At 74.9% G+C, this 19,307-nt stretch carries 17 protein-coding genes; 7 read left to right on the forward strand and 10 right to left on the reverse strand.

What is annotated here, in order from left to right:
* Positions 1–122: 122 nt before the first annotated feature.
* On the reverse strand, positions 123–1,373 hold the full coding sequence (locus ACI79O_RS04755) for a geranylgeranyl reductase family protein (protein ID WP_456887295.1): 1,251 nt from the start codon (positions 1,371–1,373) through the stop codon (positions 123–125).
* Between the two features lie 65 nt (positions 1,374–1,438).
* Positions 1,439–2,005 (reverse strand): hypothetical protein, encoded by a 567-nt coding sequence (locus tag ACI79O_RS04760; protein ID WP_456887296.1) that lies wholly within the window; start codon positions 2,003–2,005, stop codon positions 1,439–1,441.
* 337 nt (positions 2,006–2,342) lie between these two features.
* Between ACI79O_RS04760 and ACI79O_RS04765 the strand changes: the two genes are divergently transcribed.
* On the forward strand, positions 2,343–2,900 hold the full coding sequence (locus tag ACI79O_RS04765; protein WP_456913487.1) for an AMIN-like domain-containing (lipo)protein: 558 nt from the start codon (positions 2,343–2,345) through the stop codon (positions 2,898–2,900).
* Between the two features lie 23 nt (positions 2,901–2,923).
* Here ACI79O_RS04765 and ACI79O_RS04770 read toward each other — a convergent pair whose 3' ends face one another.
* On the reverse strand, positions 2,924–3,259 hold the full coding sequence (locus ACI79O_RS04770; RefSeq protein WP_456887298.1) for a hypothetical protein: 336 nt from the start codon (positions 3,257–3,259) through the stop codon (positions 2,924–2,926).
* Positions 3,256–4,143 carry a mycothiol conjugate amidase Mca gene (mca, locus tag ACI79O_RS04775; protein ID WP_456887299.1) on the reverse strand — a complete coding sequence of 296 codons (888 nt, stop codon included), beginning with the start codon at positions 4,141–4,143 and terminating at the stop codon, positions 3,256–3,258. The genes ACI79O_RS04770 and mca overlap by 4 nt, the downstream gene beginning before the upstream one ends.
* Positions 4,144–4,361: 218 nt before the next feature.
* Here mca and greA point away from each other — a divergent pair, with 218 nt between their 5' ends.
* Positions 4,362–4,862, forward strand: a complete 501-nt coding sequence (gene greA / locus ACI79O_RS04780) for a transcription elongation factor GreA (protein ID WP_456887300.1) — start codon at positions 4,362–4,364, stop codon at positions 4,860–4,862.
* Between the two features lie 14 nt (positions 4,863–4,876).
* Positions 4,877–5,197 (forward strand): RNHCP domain-containing protein, encoded by a 321-nt coding sequence (locus ACI79O_RS04785; RefSeq protein WP_456887301.1) that lies wholly within the window; start codon positions 4,877–4,879, stop codon positions 5,195–5,197.
* Between the two features lie 81 nt (positions 5,198–5,278).
* Here the strand turns inward: ACI79O_RS04785 and ACI79O_RS04790 are convergent, their stop codons facing one another.
* The 4 genes from ACI79O_RS04790 to ilvA all read right to left on the reverse strand — a co-directional run bounded on the left by ACI79O_RS04790 (position 5,279) and on the right by ilvA (position 10,725).
* Positions 5,279–7,357 (reverse strand): M3 family metallopeptidase, encoded by a 2,079-nt coding sequence (locus tag ACI79O_RS04790; RefSeq protein ID WP_456913488.1) that lies wholly within the window; start codon positions 7,355–7,357, stop codon positions 5,279–5,281.
* Positions 7,358–7,553: 196 nt separating this feature from the next.
* Positions 7,554–8,363: an ABC transporter permease gene (locus tag ACI79O_RS04795; protein ID WP_456877098.1), complete on the reverse strand. Its 810-nt coding sequence runs from the start codon at positions 8,361–8,363 to the stop codon at positions 7,554–7,556.
* The gene (locus ACI79O_RS04800) at positions 8,360–9,352 is read right to left on the reverse strand and encodes an ATP-binding cassette domain-containing protein (protein ID WP_456913489.1); all 993 of its coding nucleotides are present in this window, start codon (positions 9,350–9,352) and stop codon (positions 8,360–8,362) included. The genes ACI79O_RS04795 and ACI79O_RS04800 overlap by 4 nt, the downstream gene beginning before the upstream one ends.
* A gap of 158 nt (positions 9,353–9,510) precedes the next feature.
* Positions 9,511–10,725 carry a threonine ammonia-lyase gene (gene ilvA / locus ACI79O_RS04805; protein ID WP_456913490.1) on the reverse strand — a complete coding sequence of 405 codons (1,215 nt, stop codon included), beginning with the start codon at positions 10,723–10,725 and terminating at the stop codon, positions 9,511–9,513.
* A gap of 72 nt (positions 10,726–10,797) precedes the next feature.
* Between ilvA and ACI79O_RS04810 the strand changes: the two genes are divergently transcribed.
* Both ACI79O_RS04810 and ACI79O_RS04815 read left to right on the forward strand, forming a co-directional pair.
* Complete coding sequence (locus ACI79O_RS04810) at positions 10,798–12,261, forward strand: magnesium chelatase (protein ID WP_456887306.1); 1,464 nt, start codon at positions 10,798–10,800, stop codon at positions 12,259–12,261.
* Between the two features lie 2 nt (positions 12,262–12,263).
* A complete protein-coding gene (locus tag ACI79O_RS04815) occupies positions 12,264–14,246 on the forward strand; it encodes a VWA domain-containing protein (RefSeq protein ID WP_456913491.1) in 1,983 nt (660 codons plus the stop codon).
* 51 nt (positions 14,247–14,297) lie between these two features.
* Here the strand turns inward: ACI79O_RS04815 and ACI79O_RS04820 are convergent, their stop codons facing one another.
* Entirely contained in the window at positions 14,298–15,671 is a 1,374-nt protein-coding gene (locus ACI79O_RS04820; protein WP_456887308.1) for a DUF2252 domain-containing protein, read from the reverse strand.
* 98 nt (positions 15,672–15,769) lie between these two features.
* On the opposite strand from ACI79O_RS04820, the gene ACI79O_RS04825 reads away from it, so the two are divergent.
* On the forward strand, positions 15,770–16,771 hold the full coding sequence (locus ACI79O_RS04825) for an SGNH/GDSL hydrolase family protein (protein WP_456887309.1): 1,002 nt from the start codon (positions 15,770–15,772) through the stop codon (positions 16,769–16,771).
* A 126-nt stretch (positions 16,772–16,897) separates the two neighbouring features.
* On the forward strand, positions 16,898–18,118 hold the full coding sequence (locus ACI79O_RS04830) for an acetyl-CoA C-acetyltransferase (RefSeq protein ID WP_456913492.1): 1,221 nt from the start codon (positions 16,898–16,900) through the stop codon (positions 18,116–18,118).
* Between the two features lie 83 nt (positions 18,119–18,201).
* Here the strand turns inward: ACI79O_RS04830 and ACI79O_RS04835 are convergent, their stop codons facing one another.
* Positions 18,202–19,116: a Bax inhibitor-1/YccA family protein gene (locus ACI79O_RS04835; RefSeq protein WP_456887311.1), complete on the reverse strand. Its 915-nt coding sequence runs from the start codon at positions 19,114–19,116 to the stop codon at positions 18,202–18,204.
* Positions 19,117–19,307: the final 191 nt, after the last annotated feature.

The following is a 19,307-nucleotide window of genomic DNA, read 5'->3' on the forward strand; positions in this document are numbered from 1 at the left end:
CCCCCCCCCCCCCCCCCCCCCCCCCCCCCCCCCCCCCCCCCCCCCCCCCCCCCCCCCCCCCCCCCCCCCCCCCCCCCCCCCCCCCCCCCCCCCCCCCCCCCCCCCCCCCCCCCCCCGGCCGATCAGAGGAACAGCGGGCGCTCGTCGAAGCGGCGGGACACCCGGCCGGCCAGGCGCCAGGCCCGGGCGACGGCGTCGCGGTCGGCGTCGGTGACCAGGTTGCCCATCACCCGCAGGGCCACCGTCATCAGCGCCCGCGACCGCATGCCCACCGGGCCGGCCGCGGGCAGCAGGCGCGGCAGGGTGAGCAGCCCGGCCAGCCGGCGGGCGATCGAGAACGCCTCGCCGTAGTGCCGGCGCAGCGTGGCCGGCCACGCCGCCGACCAGTCCCGCTCGCCGAGCATCCCGGCCAGCGTCCGGCCGGTCTCCAGGCCGTAGTCGATGCCCTCACCGTTGAGCGGGTTGACGCAGCCGGCCGCGTCCCCGACCAGCGCCCAGTTGCGCCCGGCGACGCCGGACACCGCCCCGCCCATCGGCAGCAGCGCCGAGGCCGGCGCGCGCACCGGGCCCTCGAGCCGCCAGTCCTCGCGGCGGGCGGCCGCGTAGACCTCCAGCAGGGCCCTGAGCTGCACCCCGGCCGGACGGCGGGCGGTGGCCAGCGTCCCGACGCCGATGTTCACCTGCCCGGCGGCCTCGCCCAGCGGGAAGACCCAGCCGTAGCCCGACAGCAGCGCCCCGTCGGCGTCGCGCAGCTCCAGGTGCGAGGAGATCCACTCGTCGTCGCTGCGCCCGGAGGTCGCGTACCCGCGGGCGGCCACGCCGTAGGCGGTGTCGCGGTGCCACTGCCGGCCGAGCCGGCGGCCCAGCGGCGACCGGGCGCCGTCGGCCACGACCAGCCGCTCGCAGCGCACGGTCGAGCGCTCCCCGCCGACGTCGAACACCACGCCGGTGACCCGGTCCCCGTCGCGCTCGACGTCGACGGCGCGCGCGCCCTCCAGCGGCGTGGCACCGGCCTGCGTCGCGCAGGCCCGGATGCGGTCGTCGAGCTCGGTGCGCGGCACCGCGCTGCCGTGGTCGGGGAAGGCCCCACCCGGCCAGGGCAGCTCCCAGACCTGCCCGAAGCCGGCGGCGCGCAGCCCGCGGTTGCGCGCCCGCCCGCGCGCCCAGTCGCCGAGGCCGAGCAGGTCCAGCTCGGCGACCGCGCGCGGGGTCAGTCCGTCGCCGCAGGCCTTGTCGCGGGGGAAGACCGCGGCGTCGGCGAGCAGCACGTCCTGCCCCTCGCGCGCCGCCCAGGCGGCCGCGGCCGAGCCGGCCGGCCCGGCCCCCACCACGAGGACGTCGGTCGCGGCGGGGACGGCGGCAGCTGCTGGCACGCCCCCCAGTGTCCCTGCTCGCGAGCGGCGCCCACCCGGACAGGGCGGTGAGCGTGCGCAGCGGTCTACAGCTGCGGCCCGCGGGCGCGGACCTCCTCCACCGAGGCCATGGCGTCGCGCAGCTCGGTCAGCCAGGCGTCGGCGTGCTGGCCGACCAGCCGCACCGCCCAGACCAGCGCCTCCGAGCGGGAGCGGGCGACGCCGGCGTCGACGAGCGTGTCGAGCACCAGGCGCTCGGGCTGGCGCAGCCGGGTCATCACCGGCACGGAGGCGTTGGTGAACACCTCGCGGACGTCGCCGCACGCGGCGCCCCAGGCCACCGAGCGGCCGTAGCGCGCCTGGGCGGCGTCGGCGATCGCCATGCGCTGCTCGCGGGTGTCCTCGCGGAAGCGGGCGATCCGCCCGGCGCGGGCGGCGGCGGGGTCGCCCTCACCGGCGTCGGGCTCGGCCAGCGACCCGACGACGGTGATCTCGTCGCGGTCGACGGTGATCTCGACCGGCCCGGTGAACCAGCCGTCGGGCAGCCGGCCGGCGAACCAGCCGGCCACCTCGGCCCGGTCGACCGGGGGCGCGCCCTCGGCCCCGCGGCCACGGCCGCCGGGCCCGCGGCCACGGAAACCGGGAGCGCCCATGCGGGCGAAGGGGGAATCGGCGAATCGGTGGTGTCCGTGCACGACGGCCTCCTGACGAGGTGTTGATTACGCGCTTACACCGTAACGCCCGAGGGGCTGCGGCGGCAGTCGTCGCGCTACGCCGAGAGCGGACCGCGACGGCGCGTCATGCCGCGGTGACGCTGGCGTCAAGTGCCGTGCAGTGTCGCACTGGGGCCTCGATTCTTGGTCAGATCATGCCAATGAACAGCCGTTCATATCGACATCCACGGGCACGTCCGGCCATGGCGTCGATGGTCGTGTCGGCGGACTCTCACCTCGTCCGCACCACCCATCCCCCTGACCCCGGGAGACCGTCATGAGCACCACCCGCACCCGCGCCGCCGTCGTCCTGGTCGCTGCAACGGCCGCCGTGACCGGCAGCGTCCTGCCCGCCTCCGCCGCGCCGGGCTGCAGCACGACCTGGGGCTCGCTGCCCGAGGCCGTCTCCGACGACGGCGGCGGCACCCTCGACGACGTCCGCGCCGGCCGGCACGCCTGCTACGACCGGCTGGTGCTCGACCTCGACGGGATCGACGCGTCCGCGGTGTCCTACGACGTGCGCTACGTGAGCCAGGTCGTGCAGGACGGCTCGGGCACCCCCGTCCCGCTGCGCGGCAACGCCGACCTGCAGGTGGTCGTGCACACGCCCGCGTACACCCCGCGCGGCACCGCCACCTACGCGCCGGCGAATCCCGCCGAGGCCGTGGGCGTGACCGGCTACAGCACCTTCCGCCAGGTGGCCTGGGCGCGGTCGTTCGAGGGGTCGAGCACCGTCGGCCTGGGTGTCCGCGCGCGGCTGCCGTTCCGGACGTTCGTCCTCGACGGCCCCGGGGACGGCTCCCGCCTGGTCGTCGACGTGGCCCACACCTGGTGAGCCCCGGGGCGGGCCCGCCGGCGTCAGCGTGCCGGCGGGTCCGTCCGCCCGTCGCCGTCCCGGGGTCCCTCGATGGCCCGCGGGGCCCGGCGGAGCGTGTCGAGCAGGTCCTGACCGGGCTGCCGGGGCTCGACCAGGTCGGCCGGGGTGTCGGGGACGACGACCCGCGGGGCGTCGGGCTCGTCGAAGCTGCGCGGCAGCCGCTTGAGGTGCCGGCTCATCGACTTGACGAGCAGCACGGTCGCCAGCAGCAGCACGAGGACGAGGAAGGCCCCCAGCGGGCCGGACTTGCCGACGTCCTCGGGCAGCTGCTGCTCGGCGGCGGTCACGGCTACGGAGACCGTGGCGAGCGCGCTCACGGGACCCCCACCTCGCTGCGGATGCCGGCGAACAGGTCGTCCTCGGGGAGGGTCGAGTCCACCAGGGAACGGGCGAGCTCGTAGTCCTCGGTGGGCCAGACCCGCTGCTGGACGTCCATCGGGCAGGCGAACCAGCGACCGGTGGGGTCGATCTGGGTGGCGTGCGCGATGAGCGCGGCGTCGCGGACCGGGAAGTACTCGGCGCAGGGCACCCGGGTGGTGACCCGGTGGGACATGTCCCGCTCGGGGTCCCAGCCGGCCAGCCACTCGGCGTAGGGCGACTCGGCGCCGGTCTCGAGCATCGCCTCGTGCAGCGCCCGCATCCGGGTCAGCGTGAAGCCCATGTGGTAGTAGAGCTTGCTCGGCTGCCAGGGCTCGCCGAGATCGGGGTAGCGGTCCGGGTCGCCGGCCGCCTCGAACGCGAGCACCGAGACGTCGTGGGTCTTGATGTGGTCGGGGTGCGGGTAGCCGCCCCGCTCGTCGTAGGTGAGCACGACCTGCGGGCGGAACCGTCGGATCAGCTCGACCAGCGGCGCCGCGGCCTCCTCGGTGGGCACCAGCGCGAAGCAGCCCTCGGGCAGCGGCGGCAGCGGGTCGCCCTCGGGGAGGCCGGAGTCGACGAAGCCGAGGAACTCCTGCCGGACGCCGAGGATCTCCCGGGCGCGGGCCATCTCCTCGACGCGCAGCTGCGGCAGGCGCTCCCAGATCTCCGGACGGTCCAGCGCCGGGTTGAGCACGGAGCCGCGCTCGCCACCGGTGCACGTCGCCACCAGCACCTCGACGCCCTCGGCGACGTACTTCGCCATGGTCGCCGCGCCCTTGCTCGACTCGTCGTCGGGGTGGGCGTGCACGGCGAGCAGGCGCAACGGGTCTGCTTCGGTCACCCGACCAGTGTCCCCCGGCGTGGGGAGAGCCCGCCGCGTCCCGGCGGCCCGGACGGGTGGATGTGCTGCTCCTCACGTCCGGCGTGGGTAACCTGCTCCCTCCCCGCCGGGGCGCCCGCGTCCCTGCAGGGGCCCTCCGGCCGGTGTTAGCTTGGCCGGATCGACGTCGACCCGTCTCCCGGCCGGGAGGCGGCTCCCGAGCTGCAGGAGTACCCCGCGTGACCACCCCCACCGAGAACGAGCAGGGCATCTGGCTGACCCAGGAGGCCCACGACCGGCTGAAGGCCGAGCTCGACCAGTTGGTGGCCGGCCGTCCCGCCATGGCAGCCGAGATCAACGCCCGCCGCGAGGAGGGCGATCTCAAGGAGAACGGCGGCTACCACGCCGCCAAGGAGGAGCAGGGCAAGCAGGAGGGCCGGATCCGCCAGCTGACCGACCTGCTGCGCAAGGCCCGCGTCGGCGAGCCCCCCACGACCGCGACCTCCGCCGAGCTCGGCACCGTGATCACCATCCGGTTCCAGGGCGACGACGAGACGGAGAAGTTCCTCCTCGGCTCCCGCGAGATCGCCGGCACCACCGACCTCGCCGTCTACTCGCCGGAGTCGGCCATGGGCTCGGCGATCCTCGGCGCGAAGCCGGGCACGTCGGTCACCTACCAGGCGCCCAACGGCCGCGACATCACCGTCGAGGTCGTCGCCGTCGAGCCGTTCGTCCCCTGACCCGGCACCGCGTCGTGGCCCGCTCCCGGCGGGCGGAGAACACCGGCTTCGTCTGCGTGCACTGCGCCGCCGACGTCCCCGCGAACACCGACGGGCACTACCGCAACCACTGCCCGGTGTGCCTGTGGTCGCTGCACGTCGACGAACTGCCCGGCGACCGGGCCAGCGACTGCCGGCAGCCGATGGAGCCGATCGGCCTCGTGGAGAAGTCCGGCAAGGGCTGGCAGGTGGTGCACCGCTGCACGGCGTGCGGCCACCGCCAGCCCAACCGGCTCGTGCGCGACGGCGACGCCCCCGACGACCTGGACCTGGTGCTGTCCCTGCCCTGGCTGTAGGCGCCTCTGCGGGCGTTGCTCGCGGGTTGCCGGTCCTGCAGCACGGGCAGTGCGCGAGGAACGCCCGCAGTGCAGCGTCACTCAGGCCGGCGCGAGGCCGCGGCGGCGCAGCAGCGGGCCGGGGTCGGCGTCGCGACCGCGGACCGCCCGGAAGGCCTCCAGCGGGTCCACCGACCCGCCGCGGGACAGCAGGCGCTCCCGGAAGACGTCGCCGTTCTCCCGTCGCAGCCCGCCGTTCTCCCGGAACCACTCCACCGTGTCGGCGTCGAGGACCTCCGACCAGATGTAGGAGTAGTAGCCGGCCGCGTAGCCCCCGGCGAAGACGTGCTGGAAGTACGTCGTCCGGTAGCGCGGCGGCACCAGCTCGAAGGCGACGCCGGCCTCCTCCAGGGCGCGCCGCTCGAACTCCGCGGGATCGCCGACCTCGGTCTCCGGCGTGATCCGGTGCCAGGCCTGGTCGAGCAGCGTGGCCGCCAGGTACTCCAGCGTCGCGAACCCCTCGCCCCACAGCCGGGCGGCGTCGATCGCCTCCACGACGGCGGCCGGCAGCGGCTCCCCGGTGTCGACGTGCCGCGCGTAGTGCGCCAGCACCTCCGGCCACAGCGCCCACATCTCGTTGACCTGGCTGGGGAACTCGACGAAGTCCCGGGGCACCGCGGTGCCGGCGAACCGCGGGTAGGTCACCGCCGAGCTCAGCCCGTGCAGCGCGTGGCCGAACTCGTGGAACAGCGTGTCGACCTCGTCCAGGGTCAGCAGCGTCGGCCGCCCCTCGGGCGCGGGCGCCACGTTGAGGTTGTTGACCACGACCGGCCGGGTGCCCAGCAGGCGGGACTGGGTGACGAAGGAGCTCATCCACGCCCCGCCGCGCTTGCCCTCGCGGGCGAGGAAGTCGCCGAGGTAGAGGCCGACCGGCTCGCCGTCGGCGCCGGTGACCTCCCAGACCCGCACGTCGGGGTGGTAGCCGGCGAGGTCGGGACGCGCGGTGAAGCGCAGGCCGTAGAGCAGCTCCGCGGCCCGGAAGACGCCGTCGACGAGCACCCGGTCCAGCTCGAACCAGGGCCGCAGCGCCGCCCGGTCGACCGAGTACCGCTCGGCCCGCACGCGCTCGCTGTAGAACGTCCAGTCCCAGGGCGCGAGCTCCTCGACGCCGTCCCGGGCGGCGACCTCGGCCAGCGTCCGCGCCTCGGTCCGCGCGTTGGCCACCGAGGGGCCGACCATCGAGCCGAGCATCGCGTCGACGGCGGCGGTGCTGCCCGCCGTCTGGTCGGCCAGCACCAGGTCGGCGTGGGTGGCGAAGCCGAGCAGGCGGGCGCGCTCGGCCCGCAGCCGGGCGATCCGGGCGGCCACCGGCCCGTTGTCGTGCTCCCCGGACGACGCCCGGCCCACCGACGCCTCGAACACCCGGCGGCGCAGCGCGCGGTCGCGCAGCTTGGCCAGCACCGGCTGGCCGGTGGGCAGGAGCAGCGGCAGCACGTACCCGTCGAGGTCGCGGTCGGCCGCGGCCCGGGCCGCCGCGGCGACCTCCTCCTCCGACAGCCCGTCGAGCTCGGCGGCGTCGGCCACCCGGACGGCGGCGGCCTCGGTGGCCAGCTGCAGGTTCTGCCCGAACTGCGTGGACAGCTCCGACAGCTCGCGGTTGAGCTCGGAGAGCCGGGCGCGGCCGGCGTCGTCGAGGCGGGCCCCGGCCAGCACCCGGTCGAGATGGTGCCGCTCGACCAGCCGCACCGCCTCGGCGTCCAGACCGGAGCCGGAGCGCGCCTCGTGGACGGCGTCGACCCGGGCGAACAGCACCGGGTCCAGGCGCAGCGCGTCGGCGTGCGCGGCCTGCAGCGGGGCGAGCTCCCGCTCGATCTCCCGCAGTCGCGGGGTCGACACCGACGACGCCAGGTTGGCGAACACCGCGCCGGCCCGCCGCAGCAGGGCGCCGGAGCGCTCGAGCGCCACGATGGTGTTCTTGAAGCCGGGCGGCTCGGCCGACCCGGTGATCGCCGTGATCTCCGCCCGCTGCTCGGCCATCCCGGCCAGCACCGCCTCGCGGCAGTGCTCCACCGTGACGTCGGCGAACGGCGGCAGCCGGTACGGCAGCGGCGACTCGGTCAGCAGCGGGTTACCGGAGGCGACGGTGGAGGTGGGCACGGCGGGGGCGGGCTCGGCGCTCATCGCCGCCAGTGTCACTGCGGTCCTACCGGACCGCACCGCGGCCAGGTGCCCAGAAGGACCCCCTTCTCCCCACCCCTCGCAGGCTCGGGGCGGGGCCCGGAAGGGGGCCTCCTGCCGCGGAGCCCCACCCGCCGCTCCTCGCGGGGGCCTCCGGCCCCCACTCCTCCCGGCGACGGGCCGAGCCCGTGGCCCTCACTCAGCGGCCGGCGGCCCGCTTGTAGAGGCGGGCCGACAGCGGCACGAACACCGCGAGGATCAGCGCCGTCCACAGCAGCGTGTAGAGCACCGGGTTCTGCAGCGACCACGCCTCGGGCTCCGGGTAGCCGGGCGGCACGTTGCCGAACAGCTCCCGCGCGGCGAGGGTGACCGTCGAGACCGGGTTCCACTCGGCGAAGGTGCGCAGCACCGCCGGGAAGGTCTCCAGCGGCACGAAGGTGTTCGCGATGAACGTCAGCGGGAAGATCACGATGAAGCTGGCGTTGTTGACCACCTCCGGCGTGCGGACCAGGAGCCCGACCACCGCCATCAGCCAGGAGACCGCGTAGGCGAAGACCAGCAGCACGAGGAACCCGCCCACCGCCTCGCCGAAGGACGAGTTGATCCGCCAGCCGACCAGCAGGCCGGTCACCGCCATCACCGCGATGGAGATGACGTTGAGCCCGGCGTCGGCGACGGTGCGCCCGACCAGCACCGCCGCGCGGGACATCGGCAGCGACCGGAACCGGTCGATCAGCCCCTTCTGCAGGTCCTCGGCGATGCTCACGCCGGTGACGGTGGAGCCGAACACGACCGTCTGCGCGAAGATGCCCGGCAGCAGGAACTCGGCGTAGCTGATGCCCGGCGGCAGGCCGCCGATCGCGCCGCCGAACACGTACCGGAACAGCACCACGAACATGATCGGCGACAGCGTCGCGAACACGATCAGGTCGGGCACCCGCTTGACCTTGATCAGGTTCCGCTTGGTGATGACGACGCTGTCGGACAGCGTCGCGGACAGCGAGCTCATCGCACACCTCCGGCGGGGACCGGCTGGACCGCCGCGTCGTCCTCTCCGTCCTCGGCCGCGTGGCCGGTGAGGCTGAGGAACACGTCGTCGAGGTCGGGCCGGCGCAGCCCGACGTCGAGGACCTCCACGGAGCTGCCGGCCAGCAGCCGCAGCGCCTCGGCGAGGTCGTCGGTGCCGCCGCGCACCGGCACGCTCAGCCGGCGGGTCTGCTCGTCGCGCTGCGGCTCCCCGGAGGCCAGCGGTGCCAGCAGCCGGGCGGCCTCCTCCAGGTGCTCGGTGCGACCCGCGGTCAGCTCCAGCCGCTGCCCGCCGACCTGCGCCTTGAGCTCGTCGGCCGTGCCGCGCGCGATGACCCGGCCCCGGTCGATGACCACCATCCGCTCGGCCAGCCGGTCGGCCTCCTCGAGGTACTGGGTGGTGAGCAGGACCGTCGTGCCGCCGCCGGCCAGGTCGGCGATGAACTCCCACATCGCCAGCCGGCTGCGCGGGTCGAGCCCGGTGGTGGGCTCGTCGAGGAACAGCACCCGCGGCCGGGCGATGAGCGAGGCGGCGATGTCCAGCCGCCGGCGCATGCCGCCGGAGTAGGTCTTCGCCGGCCGGTTGGCCGCGTCGGTGAGGTCGAAGCGCTCGAGCAGCTCCCCGGCCCGGGTGCGCGACTCGCGCTTGCCGAGCCGGTAGAGCCGGCCGACCATCTCCAGGTTCTCGAACCCGGTCAGGTACTCGTCGACCGCGGCGTACTGCCCGGTCAGCCCGATGACCGAGCGCACGCTGTCCGGGTCGCGGACGACGTCGACGCCGGCCACCTCGGCGCGCCCGCCGTCGGGCTGCAGCAGCGTGGAGAGGATGCGGACGACGGTGGTCTTGCCCGCGCCGTTGGGGCCCAACAGGCCGAGGACGCTGCCCTCGGGGACGGTGAGGTCCACCCCGGCCAGGGCCGTGGTGGACCCGAACCTCTTCTGCAGTCCCTCGACGAGGATCGCGTCGCTCATGCCGGCGGAACCACGTGTGAGCGCCGACACTTCCCGAGCCCCGTCCGCCCCGCGCGAACGCCTGGTCGCCTGTTGTCCGTCTCCACAGCACCTCTCCGTCCCCGGTGGGCCCGGCGGCCCCCGTGGGACAGACGCCGCGGCGGCGCGGAACTGATCGCTCAGGCCTCCGCGACGGCGAAGCCGGCCTCCTCGAGGGCGGCGGTGACCGACCGGGCGTGGTCGGGACCGCGGGTCTCGAGGACGACGAAGACCTCCACCTGGCCGAGGTCGAGGCGGGTCGCCGTCCGCTCGTGCTCGACCTCCAGCACGTTGGCGCCGGCAGCGGCCAGCACCGACAGCACCGCGGCCAGCGAGCCGGGCCGGTCGGGCACGCGCAGCCGCAGCCGCAGGTAGCGGCCGGCCGCGGCCATGCCGTGCTGCACGACCTTGAGCAGCAGCACCGGGTCGATGTTGCCGCCGGAGACGACCGCGACCACCGGCGGCTCGAAGGCGCCCGGGGCGGCCAGCACCGCGGCCACCGCGGCGACCCCCGCCGGTTCGACGACGAGCTTGGCCCGCTCCAGGCAGAACAGCAGCGCCTGGGACATGTCCTCCTCGGTCACGGTGCGGACCTCGTCGACCAGGTCGCGGACGTGCGCGAAGGTGAGGTCACCGGGCGACCCGACGGCGATGCCGTCGGCCATCGTGGCCATCCCGGACAGCGCCACCGGCCGGCCGGCCGCGAGCGAGCCGGGGAACGCGGCGGCCGCCGCGGCCTGCACGCCGATCACCCGCACGCCCGGCTTGCGCTCCTTGACGGCCGCGGCCACGCCGGAGACCAGCCCGCCGCCGCCGGTGCAGACGACGACGGTGGCGACGTCGGGGCACTGCTCGAGGACCTCGAGGCCGACGGTGCCCTGCCCGGCGATGACGTCGGGGTGCTCGAAGGGGTGGATGAAGACCGCGCCCGTCTCCTGCGCGTGCGCGACCGCCGCGGCCAGCGCGTCGGTCAGGTCGGCCCCGGTCAGGCGGGCATCGGCCCCGTAGCCCCGCGTCGCCGCCACCTTGGGCAGCGGCGCGGTCTCGGGCATGAACACCGTGGCCCGGATGCCGAGCATCCGGGCCGCCAGGGCCACGCCCTGCGCGTGGTTGCCGGCGCTGGCCGCGACCACGCCGCGTGCCCGCTCCTCCGCGGAGAGCCGGGACAGCCGGGTGTAGGCACCGCGGAACTTGAACGAGCCGGTGTGCTGCAGGTTCTCGCACTTGAGGAACACCGGCCCGCCCACCCGCTCGGCCAGCGCCCGCGAGTGCTCGAGCGGGGTGTGCCGGACGACGCCGTCGAGCAGGGCGGCGGCCGCCGCGACGTCGTCCCCACAGACCAGCTCCGTCCCCACGCCGCCGATCCTCGCAGGCCCGTGACCCGCAGGCGTTCCCGGATCGTCGCAGGTGGTCGTACCGTGGCTGGAGTGACGGACGTCGCACCTGCGCAGACCCCACCCGCACCCACGACCCTCGGCGAGCTCCGCGCCTCCGGAGCCGTCGCCCGGCCGGTCAAGGCCGAGATCCGCGCCAACCTGCTCGCCCGCCTCGGCGCCGGCGAGCCCACCCTGCCCGGCATCGTCGGCTTCGAGGACACCGTCGTCCCCGAGGTCGAGCGGGCCCTCATCGCCGGCCACGACCTCGTCCTGCTCGGCGAGCGCGGCCAGGGCAAGACCCGGCTGATCCGCACCCTGGTCGGCCTGCTCGACGAGTGGACCCCGGTCCTGGCCGGCAGCGAGCTCAACGAGCACCCGCTGGCCCCGATCAGCGCCTGGGCGCGCCGCCGGATCGCCGAGCTCGGCGACGACACCCCGGTCACCTGGCTGCACCGCAGCGAGCGCTTCGGGGAGAAGCTGGCCACCCCGGACACCAGCGTCGGCGACCTCATCGGCGACGTCGACCCGATCAAGGTCGCCGAGGGCCGCACGCTGGGCGACCCCGAGACGGTGCACTACGGCCTGGTGCCCCGCACCAACCGCGGCGTCTTCAGCGTCAACGAGCTGCCCGACCTCGCCGAGCGCATCCAGGTCGCGCTGCTCAACGTGCTCGAGGAGCGCGACATCCAGATCCGCGGCTACCGCGTGCGGCTGCCGCTGGACCTGCTGCTGGTGGCCAGCGCCAACCCCGAGGACTACACCAACCGCGGGCGGATCATCACCCCGCTGAAGGACCGCTTCGGCGCCGAGGTGCGCACCCACTACCCGATCGAGCTCGCCGACGAGATCCGGCTGCTGCGCCAGGAGGCGAGGACCAGCGGGCTGGGCGCACCGAGCGGGCACGACGCGTTCGACGCGCCCGTCGTCCCCGAGCACCTGCTGGAGATCGTCGCCCGGTTCACCCGGCTGGTCCGCGAGTCCAGCCACGTCGACCAGCGCTCCGGCGTGAGCGCCCGATTCGCCATCGCCGGGCTGGAGACCGTCGCCGCCTCCGCCGTCCGCCGGGCCGCCGTCGCCGGGGAGACCCGGCCGGTCGCCCGTGTGGTCGACCTGCCGAGCGTCGTGCCGGCCAGCCGCGGCAAGGTCGAGTTCGCCGACGCCGGCAGCGACCCCGACGACGACCGCGAGCTGGAGGTCCTCGAGCACCTGCTGCGGCAGGCGACCGCGCAGACCTTCCGCGCCCGCTGCGGCGGGCTGGACCTCACCGGCCTGCAGGAGCACTTCACCGGCGGGGAGACCGTCGAGTCCGGCGAGCTCGTGCCCGGCGCGGCGCTGCTCGGCCAGCTCGGCACCATCCCGCGACTGGCCGAGCTGCTCGGGCGGCTCGGCGTCCCGGAGGGCGAGCAGTCGGCCGAGCAGGCCGCCGCCGCGGTGGAGTTCGCCCTCGAGGGGCTGTACCTCACCCGCCGGCTGGCCAAGGACACCGACGGCACCCGCACGGTGTACGGGGCCTGACGGTGGCCCGCCCACGCCCCGGCAGGGGGTACCGGTACGGCCGCTGGCGGGGCGGCCCCGATCCGCTCGCCCCGCCCTACGACCTCGGCAGCGCCGTCGACGAGATCGGCGACTCGGTGCTCGGCGGCAGCGGCGTGCGCGAGGCGCTGCGCGAGCTGCTGCGCCGCGGCATGGACGGCCGGCGCGGCCTGGACGAGCTGCGCCGGTCGGTCCGCGAGCGGCTGCGGCAGGCACGCACCGCCGGCCGGATGGACGGCACGCTCCAGGAGGTGCGCGAGCTGCTCGACCGGGCGCTGGAGGCCGAGCGCCGCGAGCTGTTCCCCGACCCCGACGACGCCGCCCGGCTGGCCGAGGCCGAGCTCGACGCGCTGCCGCAGGACACCGCGGGCGCGGTCCGGGCGCTGAAGGACTACCCGTTCCGCTCCGCCGAGGCCCGGGAGGCCTACGAACAGATCCAGGACCTGCTGCGCCGCGAGGTGCTCGACAGCTCCTTCGCGAACATGAAGCAGGCGCTGCAGAACGCCACCGAGCAGGACGTGCAGGCGGTGCGGGACATGGTCGCCGACCTCTCCTCGCTGATCGACGCGCACAACCGCGGCGAGGACACCGACGAGCGGTTCCGCGAGTTCATGGAGAAGCACGGGCAGTTCTTCCCCGACGTCCCGCAGTCGGTGGACGAGCTGATCGACTCCCTCGCCCGCCGGGCCGCCGCGCAGGAGCGGATGATGGCCGGCCTCTCCCCCGAGCAGCGGGCGGAGCTGGCCGACCTCATGGCCCAGACGATGTCCGACCTGGGCCTGGCCAGCGAGATGGCCCACCTGCAGGACGCGCTGCGGCAGGCCCGCCCCGACCTGCCGTGGGGTCAGCGCGGGCAGGTCCCCGACGGCGAACAGGCGCTCGGCCTGGGCGACGCGACCAGCGCCGTCGCCGAGCTCGCCGACCTCGAGGCGCTGTCCAACCAGCTCTCCCAGGGCTACGCCGGCGCCTCGCTGGCCGACGTCGACGAGGAGCTGCTCGAGCAGGCGCTGGGCCGCGACGCCGTCGACGACCTCGCCGCGCTGCGCCAGCTCGAGCGGGAGCTGGAGCGGCAGGGTCACCTCGTCCGGCGGGACGGCAAGCTGGAGCTCTCCCCCAAGGCGGTGCGCCGGCTGGGCGCGACGGCGCTGCGGCGGGTCTTCGCCAAGCTCGACGCCACCGGCCGGGGCGAGCACGACGTCGCCGACGCCGGGGCCGCCGGGGAGCTGACCGGCGCCTCGCGCGAGTGGCACTTCGGCGACGAGCAGCCCCTCGACGTCGTCCGCACGGTCCGCAACGCCGTGCTGCGCACCGCCGGGGAGCCCCGCGAGGACCGGCGGGTGCGGATCGCCGTCGAGGACTTCGAGGTCGTGGAGACCGAGCGGCGCACCGGCGCGGCCGTGGCGCTGCTGGTCGACCTCTCCTACTCGATGGCGCTGCGCGGCACCTGGGGCGCGGCGAAGTCGACGGCGATGGCGCTGCACTCCCTGGTCACCACCCGGTTCCCCCAGGACGCCATCCAGATCATCGGCTTCTCCTCCACCGCGCAGGTGCTGCGGCCCGAGACGCTGGCCGAGCTGAGCGTCGACACGCTGCAGGGCACCAACCTGCAGCACGGCCTGATGCTGGCCCGGCGCTTCCTCGCCCGGCACCGCGACGCCGAGCCGGTGGTCCTGGTCGTCACCGACGGCGAGCCGACCGCCCACCTGGAGGACGACGGCACCCCGTACTTCTGCTGGCCGCCGATGCCGGAGACGATCGCCCGGACCGTCGCCGAGGTCGAGCGGGTGGCCCGGTCGGGGGCGACGCTCAACGTCTTCGCCCTCGACCCGGAGCCGAGCCTGGTGCACTTCGTCCACGACATCACCGCCCGGGCCGGCGGTCGGGTGTTCACCCCCGACAGCGACCGGCTCGGCGAGTACGTGGTGGCGGATTATCTGCGCTCCCGGAAGGGGCGGCGGGCCCGGTGAGGCATGGGAGCTCTCCGCACGTCCCGGCGGCGGGGACGTGCGGAGAGCTCCCTATGCCCGGCGCGGGCGGACCGGGTGCGAGCCGGTCGAGCTGACCCCCGGGATCGCGCCGGCGCGGAACGCGTCGACGAAGAGCCGGTGGTCCTCCTGCGTCTGCCGGGCGTAGGCGTGGGCGAAGGCCACCAGGTCGTCGAGGAACTCCGCGCGGCGGTCGCCCACCATCGCCCCGATCGCCTCCTCGACCTGGAAGTCGACGAGCGTGTGGTCGCTGTCGGCGTCCCCGACGCAGTGCATCTTCGCCGTCGCCCGGCCCAGCTGCGCCAGCACCGGGGCGATCTCCTCGGGCTCGGTGAGGTCCTCCCAGTCCAGGTCGTTCTCGTAGGGCGAGAGCTCCTGGACGACGAAGCCGACGCCGTCGATCTCGGTGTGCCCGAGGAACTGCGAGGCGTTGGACTGCAGCGCCCGCTGGCTGACCGCCGTCCGGTGCCCGTGGTGCTCGAAGTAGCCCGCGATCGCCGGGTCCCGGACGACGCGGCTGGGCGCGGCCACGTTGCCCTGCTTGACGGACAGGACGACGTCGTTCTCCAGCGCCTGGTCGTAGCCCTCCAGCAGCACGTTGTAGGCGGGTAGGCCCGCGCTGCCGATACCGAAGCCGCCGGTACCGATCAGGTCCTTGACGTCGTAGGCCACGTCGCGACGGCGCACCGGCGGCACCACCGTCGTCCGCCAGCGGTCCAGGGCCGCCAGCACGCGGTCGCGCTCGTCGTCGTCGAGCCTGCGGGTGCGGCCGCCGTCGGCGAAGCGCCGCTGGTACCGCTCGACGACGGTCATCCGGTCCAGCAGCGCGGCGCGGGTGCGCGTCGTCGTCTCCAGGATCGCCTCGCGGACCGCGCCCTCGGTGTCGGCGGCGGTGAGGGCGAAGGAGCGGTCGTCGTCGGAGCGGGCGAAGGCCGCGACCTGGTCGAGGTAGGCGGTCAGGTAGGTGCGCAGCAGGTCGGAGATGACGTCGTCACCGAGCGCCTTGCGCCAGGCGAGCAGCGCGAAGCTGGCGACGAACCGGCGCAGGTCCCAGCTGACGTGGCCGACGTAGGCCTCGTCGAAGTCGTTGACGTCGAACACGATCCGCCCGGCGCCGTCCATGTAGGTGCCGAAGTTCTCCGCGTGCAGGTCGCCCTGGATCCACACCCGGCTGGTGCGCTCGTCGGCCCACCGGTCCTCGAGGACGTCCATGTCGGCGTAGAACAGGCACGCGCTGCCCCGGTAGAAGGCGAACGGGTCGGCGGCCATCTTGCGGAACTTGGTACGGAAGGCGTCGGCGTCGGCGGCCATCAGCTCGGAGAACGCCTCGACCAGGACGTCGACGATCAGCCGCGACCGGTCACCCGACGTTCCCCTGGAGGCCACCCGCACGGGGGATTCGGACACGGAGCGCACCGTAGAGGCTCGCTAGCCTGCAGGACAGGTGGTCGCAGCGTGTGACGATCGGGGTGGCGGTGACTCGAGCGAGCAGGGCACGGCGGCTGGTGACCGCCGCTGCCTACGGCGGTGGCGGGGTCGGCCTCGCCGGTGCCGGCCTGCTCGCCCTGCTGCGCTGGGAGGCCCTGTCGGCCCGCCGCCGGGTGGAGGCGCGGACCGCCAAGCAGCCACCGCCCCCCGGCGACGGCGTCTACGGCCGGACCCGCGGCCGCGCCAAGCCACTCGTGTTCGCCGTGCTCGGCGACTCCAGCGCCGTCGGGCTGGGCGTGGAGCGGGCCGCCGAGACGCCGGGCGTGCTGCTCGCCGCGGCCCTGGCCGAGCTGGCCGAGCGTCCCGTGCGGCTGGTCCGCCTCGCGGTGTCCGGCGCGGAGTCCTGCGAGCTGGACCCGCAGGTCGAGCAGGCCGTGGCCCAGCGCCCCGACCTCGTGCTGATCATGATCGGCGCCAACGACGTCACCACCCGCACCCGGCCGGCGGTCTCGGTGCGCCACCTGGCCGACTGCGTGCGGCGGCTGCGGGAGGCCGGCGCGGAGGTCGTCGTCGGCACCTGCCCCGACCTCGGCACCATCCGGCCCATCGGCCAGCCGCTGCGGCTGCTGGCGCGGCGGTGGAGCCGGCAGCTGGCCGCGGCGCAGACGATCGCCGTCGTCGAGGCCGGCGGCCGCACCGTCTCCCTGGGGTCGGTGCTCGGTCCCTCCTTCGCCCAGGACCGGACCCTGTTCAGCATCGACGAGTTCCACCCGAGCGCCGCCGGCTACGCGGCGGCCGCCGCGGTCCTGCTGCCCGCCCTCGCCGACGCCGTCGGCGTCTGGCCGGCCCGGGACGAGCGACGCCGCGAGCGTCGCGGCAGCGTCCGCCCGGTCGCCCGGGCCGCCGCCCGCGCCGCGGGGCGCCCCGGCACCGAGGTCCGCGCCACCGAGGTGCGGGGCTCGAGCACCGGTCCGCTGGGCACCTGGGCGCGGCTGCTGCGCCGCCGACCCACCGAGCTGCCCACGCCCGAGGAGGTCCGCGAGGCCGTGGCGGAGGTGCCGGTCTCCAGCGCGCCGTGACGCGCACCACAGCGCTGCGGCGTCCCGGGCGCACCGGCGGTCCCCGGTCTCCCCAGGGGTAGTTTCCGGGGTGACCCGACACCCGGTGCTCCCCGGCCGGGAGCCCGCCTCAATGCGGAGGACCCCATGCCCGAAGCCGTCATCGTCGCGACCGCGCGCTCCCCCATCGGTCGCGCGTTCAAGGGGTCGCTCAAGGACCTCCGCCCCGACGACCTGGCCGCCACCATCGTCCGCGCGGCGCTGGACAAGGTGCCGGCGCTGGACCCCGCCGACATCGACGACCTGATGCTCGGCTGCGGCCTGCCCGGCGGCGAGCAGGGCTACAACATGGGCCGCGTGGTCAGCGTGCTGCTGGGCATGGACCACCTGCCCGGCACCACCATCACCCGCTACTGCTCCTCGTCGCTGCAGACGACGCGCATGGCGATGCACGCGATCAAGGCCGGCGAGGGCGACGTGTTCGTCTCCGCGGGTGTCGAGATGGTGTCGCGCTTCGTCAAGGGCAACAGCGACTCGCTGCCCGACACCAAGAACCCGGTGTTCGGCGACGCCGAGGCGCGGGTGGCCAAGGTCGCCGAGAGCGGCGCGGACTCCTGGACCGACCCGCGGGAGGCCGGCGACGTCCCGGACGTCTACATCGCGATGGGCCAGACCGCCGAGAACCTGGCCCTGCTCAAGGGCGTGACCCGGCAGGACATGGACGAGTTCGCCGTCCGCAGCCAGAACCTGGCCGAGAAGGCCATCGCCGAGGGCTTCTGGGAGCGGGAGATCACCCCGGTCACCAGCCCCGACGGCACCGTCGTCAGCAAGGACGACGGCCCGCGCGCCGGGACCACGCTGGAGGGCCTCTCCGGGCTCAAGCCGGTCTTCCGCCCCGACGGCCGGGTCACCGCGGGCAACGCCTGCCCGCTCAACGACGGCGCGGCCGCCGTGGTGGTCATGAGCGACACCAGGGCCCGCGACCTCGGCCTGACCCCGCTGGCCCGCATCGTCTCGACCGCGGTGACCGGCCTCTCGCCGGAGATCATGGGCTACGGCCCGGTCGACGCCTCGCGGCTCGCGCTGCAGCGGGCCGGCCTGACCATCGACGACATCGACCTCGTCGAGATCAACGAGGCGTTCGCCGCGCAGGTCATCCCCAGCTACCGCGACCTGGGCATCGACATCGACAAGCTCAACGTGCACGGCGGCGCGATCGCCGTCGGGCACCCGTTCGGCATGACCGGTGCCCGGATCACCGGCACGCTGATCAACGGCCTGCAGACCGAGGACAAGACCCTGGGCCTGGAGACCATGTGCGTCGGTGGCGGCATGGGCATGGCCATGGTGCTCGAGCGCCTCTCCTGAACCCGTCCGAGGCCGGCTCACCGGCCCCGGACACGACAGTGGCCCGGCCCCCGTGAGGGGACCGGGCCACTGTCGTCAGTGCGCTAGTTGTCCTGGAAGTAGGACAGCAGCCGCAGGATCTCCAGGTACAGCCAGACGACCGTGACGAGCAGGCCGAAGGCGATGTACCAGGCGAACTTCGCCGGGGCGCCGCGGCGGATGGCCTGGTCGGCCATGTCGAAGTCGAGCAGCAGCGAGAAGGCCGCCACACCGATCACGACGAGGCTGAACACGATGGCCAGCGGGCCGCCGTCGCGCAGGCCCAGACCGCCCGGGGTGAAGAAGCTGGCGATCAGGTTGACGAGCACCAGCGCCAGGACGCCGAACAGGGCGCCGACGATCCAGCGGGTCAGCTTGGGGGTGACCCGGATGGCGCCGGTCTTGTAGACGACCAGCATGCCGGCGAAGACGCCGAACGTGCCGATGATCGCCTGCACGACGATGCCGGGGTAGATGCTGTTGAAGGCCTCGCTGATGGCGCCGAGCGCGACACCGTAGAGCGCGCCGTAGGCCAACGTGGCCACCGGGTTGGCGATCTGCTTGAAGGCGATCACCAGGCCCAGGACGAAGGCCACGAGCACGGCCGGGAGGGCCAGGCCCCAGGCGGCCTGCCCGGGCATCGCCCAGACGGCGGCGGCGGCCAGGACGGTGACGAGGAACGACAGTCCGGTCTTCTGGACGACGTCGTCCATCGTCATGTAGCGCGTGGCCGGCGGGCTGAACGGAGCCGGGGCCGGGGCGCCGTACTGCTGGTCGCCGTAGGGCTGGCCGTAGCCCTGCGGCGCGCCGTAGGGCTGGGCGTACTGCGCGCCGTAGCCGGGAGCGGCGTTGCCCTGCTGGCCGTACGGCTGCCCGTACTGCTGGCCGTAGCCGGGAGCGCCGTAGCCCTGCTGACCGCCGCCGGAGGCGGCGTTGGCGAAGCCCCGGCCGAAGACGGGGTTGTGGCTGGGCATCGTCATCTCCTCGAGGTGACTGGTCGGTCGGTGGGCTGCGTCCTCACACCCCACTCGATCCCTGTAACGCTGCAGGGGGCCTGCGCGTTCCGCATCCCCGGGGGGTCACCCGACGGTGGTGGAGACGGCCGTGGCGCCGCCCCCGGGTGGGGACGGCGCTACCCGCCGCGCGGGGGTCGCCGGTGTGGGTGTGGGAG

Source organism: Geodermatophilus sp. SYSU D00696, assembly GCF_054050235.1.

Excerpts from the sequence above, each read along its gene's own strand:
- ACI79O_RS04835 (WP_456887311.1), bottom strand. The coding sequence starts at position 19,116 with ATGACGATGCCCAGCCACAACCCCGTCTTCGGCCGGGGCTTCGCCAAC.
- ACI79O_RS04790 (WP_456913488.1), bottom strand. The coding sequence starts at position 7,357 with ATGAGCGCCGAGCCCGCCCCCGCCGTGCCCACCTCCACCGTCGCCTCC.
- ACI79O_RS04765 (WP_456913487.1), top strand. The coding sequence starts at position 2,343 with ATGAGCACCACCCGCACCCGCGCCGCCGTCGTCCTGGTCGCTGCAACG.
- ACI79O_RS04760 (WP_456887296.1), bottom strand. The coding sequence starts at position 2,005 with ATGGGCGCTCCCGGTTTCCGTGGCCGCGGGCCCGGCGGCCGTGGCCGC.
- ACI79O_RS04795 (WP_456877098.1), bottom strand. The coding sequence starts at position 8,363 with ATGAGCTCGCTGTCCGCGACGCTGTCCGACAGCGTCGTCATCACCAAG.
- ACI79O_RS04830 (WP_456913492.1), top strand. The coding sequence starts at position 16,898 with ATGCCCGAAGCCGTCATCGTCGCGACCGCGCGCTCCCCCATCGGTCGC.
- ACI79O_RS04800 (WP_456913489.1), bottom strand. The coding sequence starts at position 9,352 with ATGAGCGACGCGATCCTCGTCGAGGGACTGCAGAAGAGGTTCGGGTCC.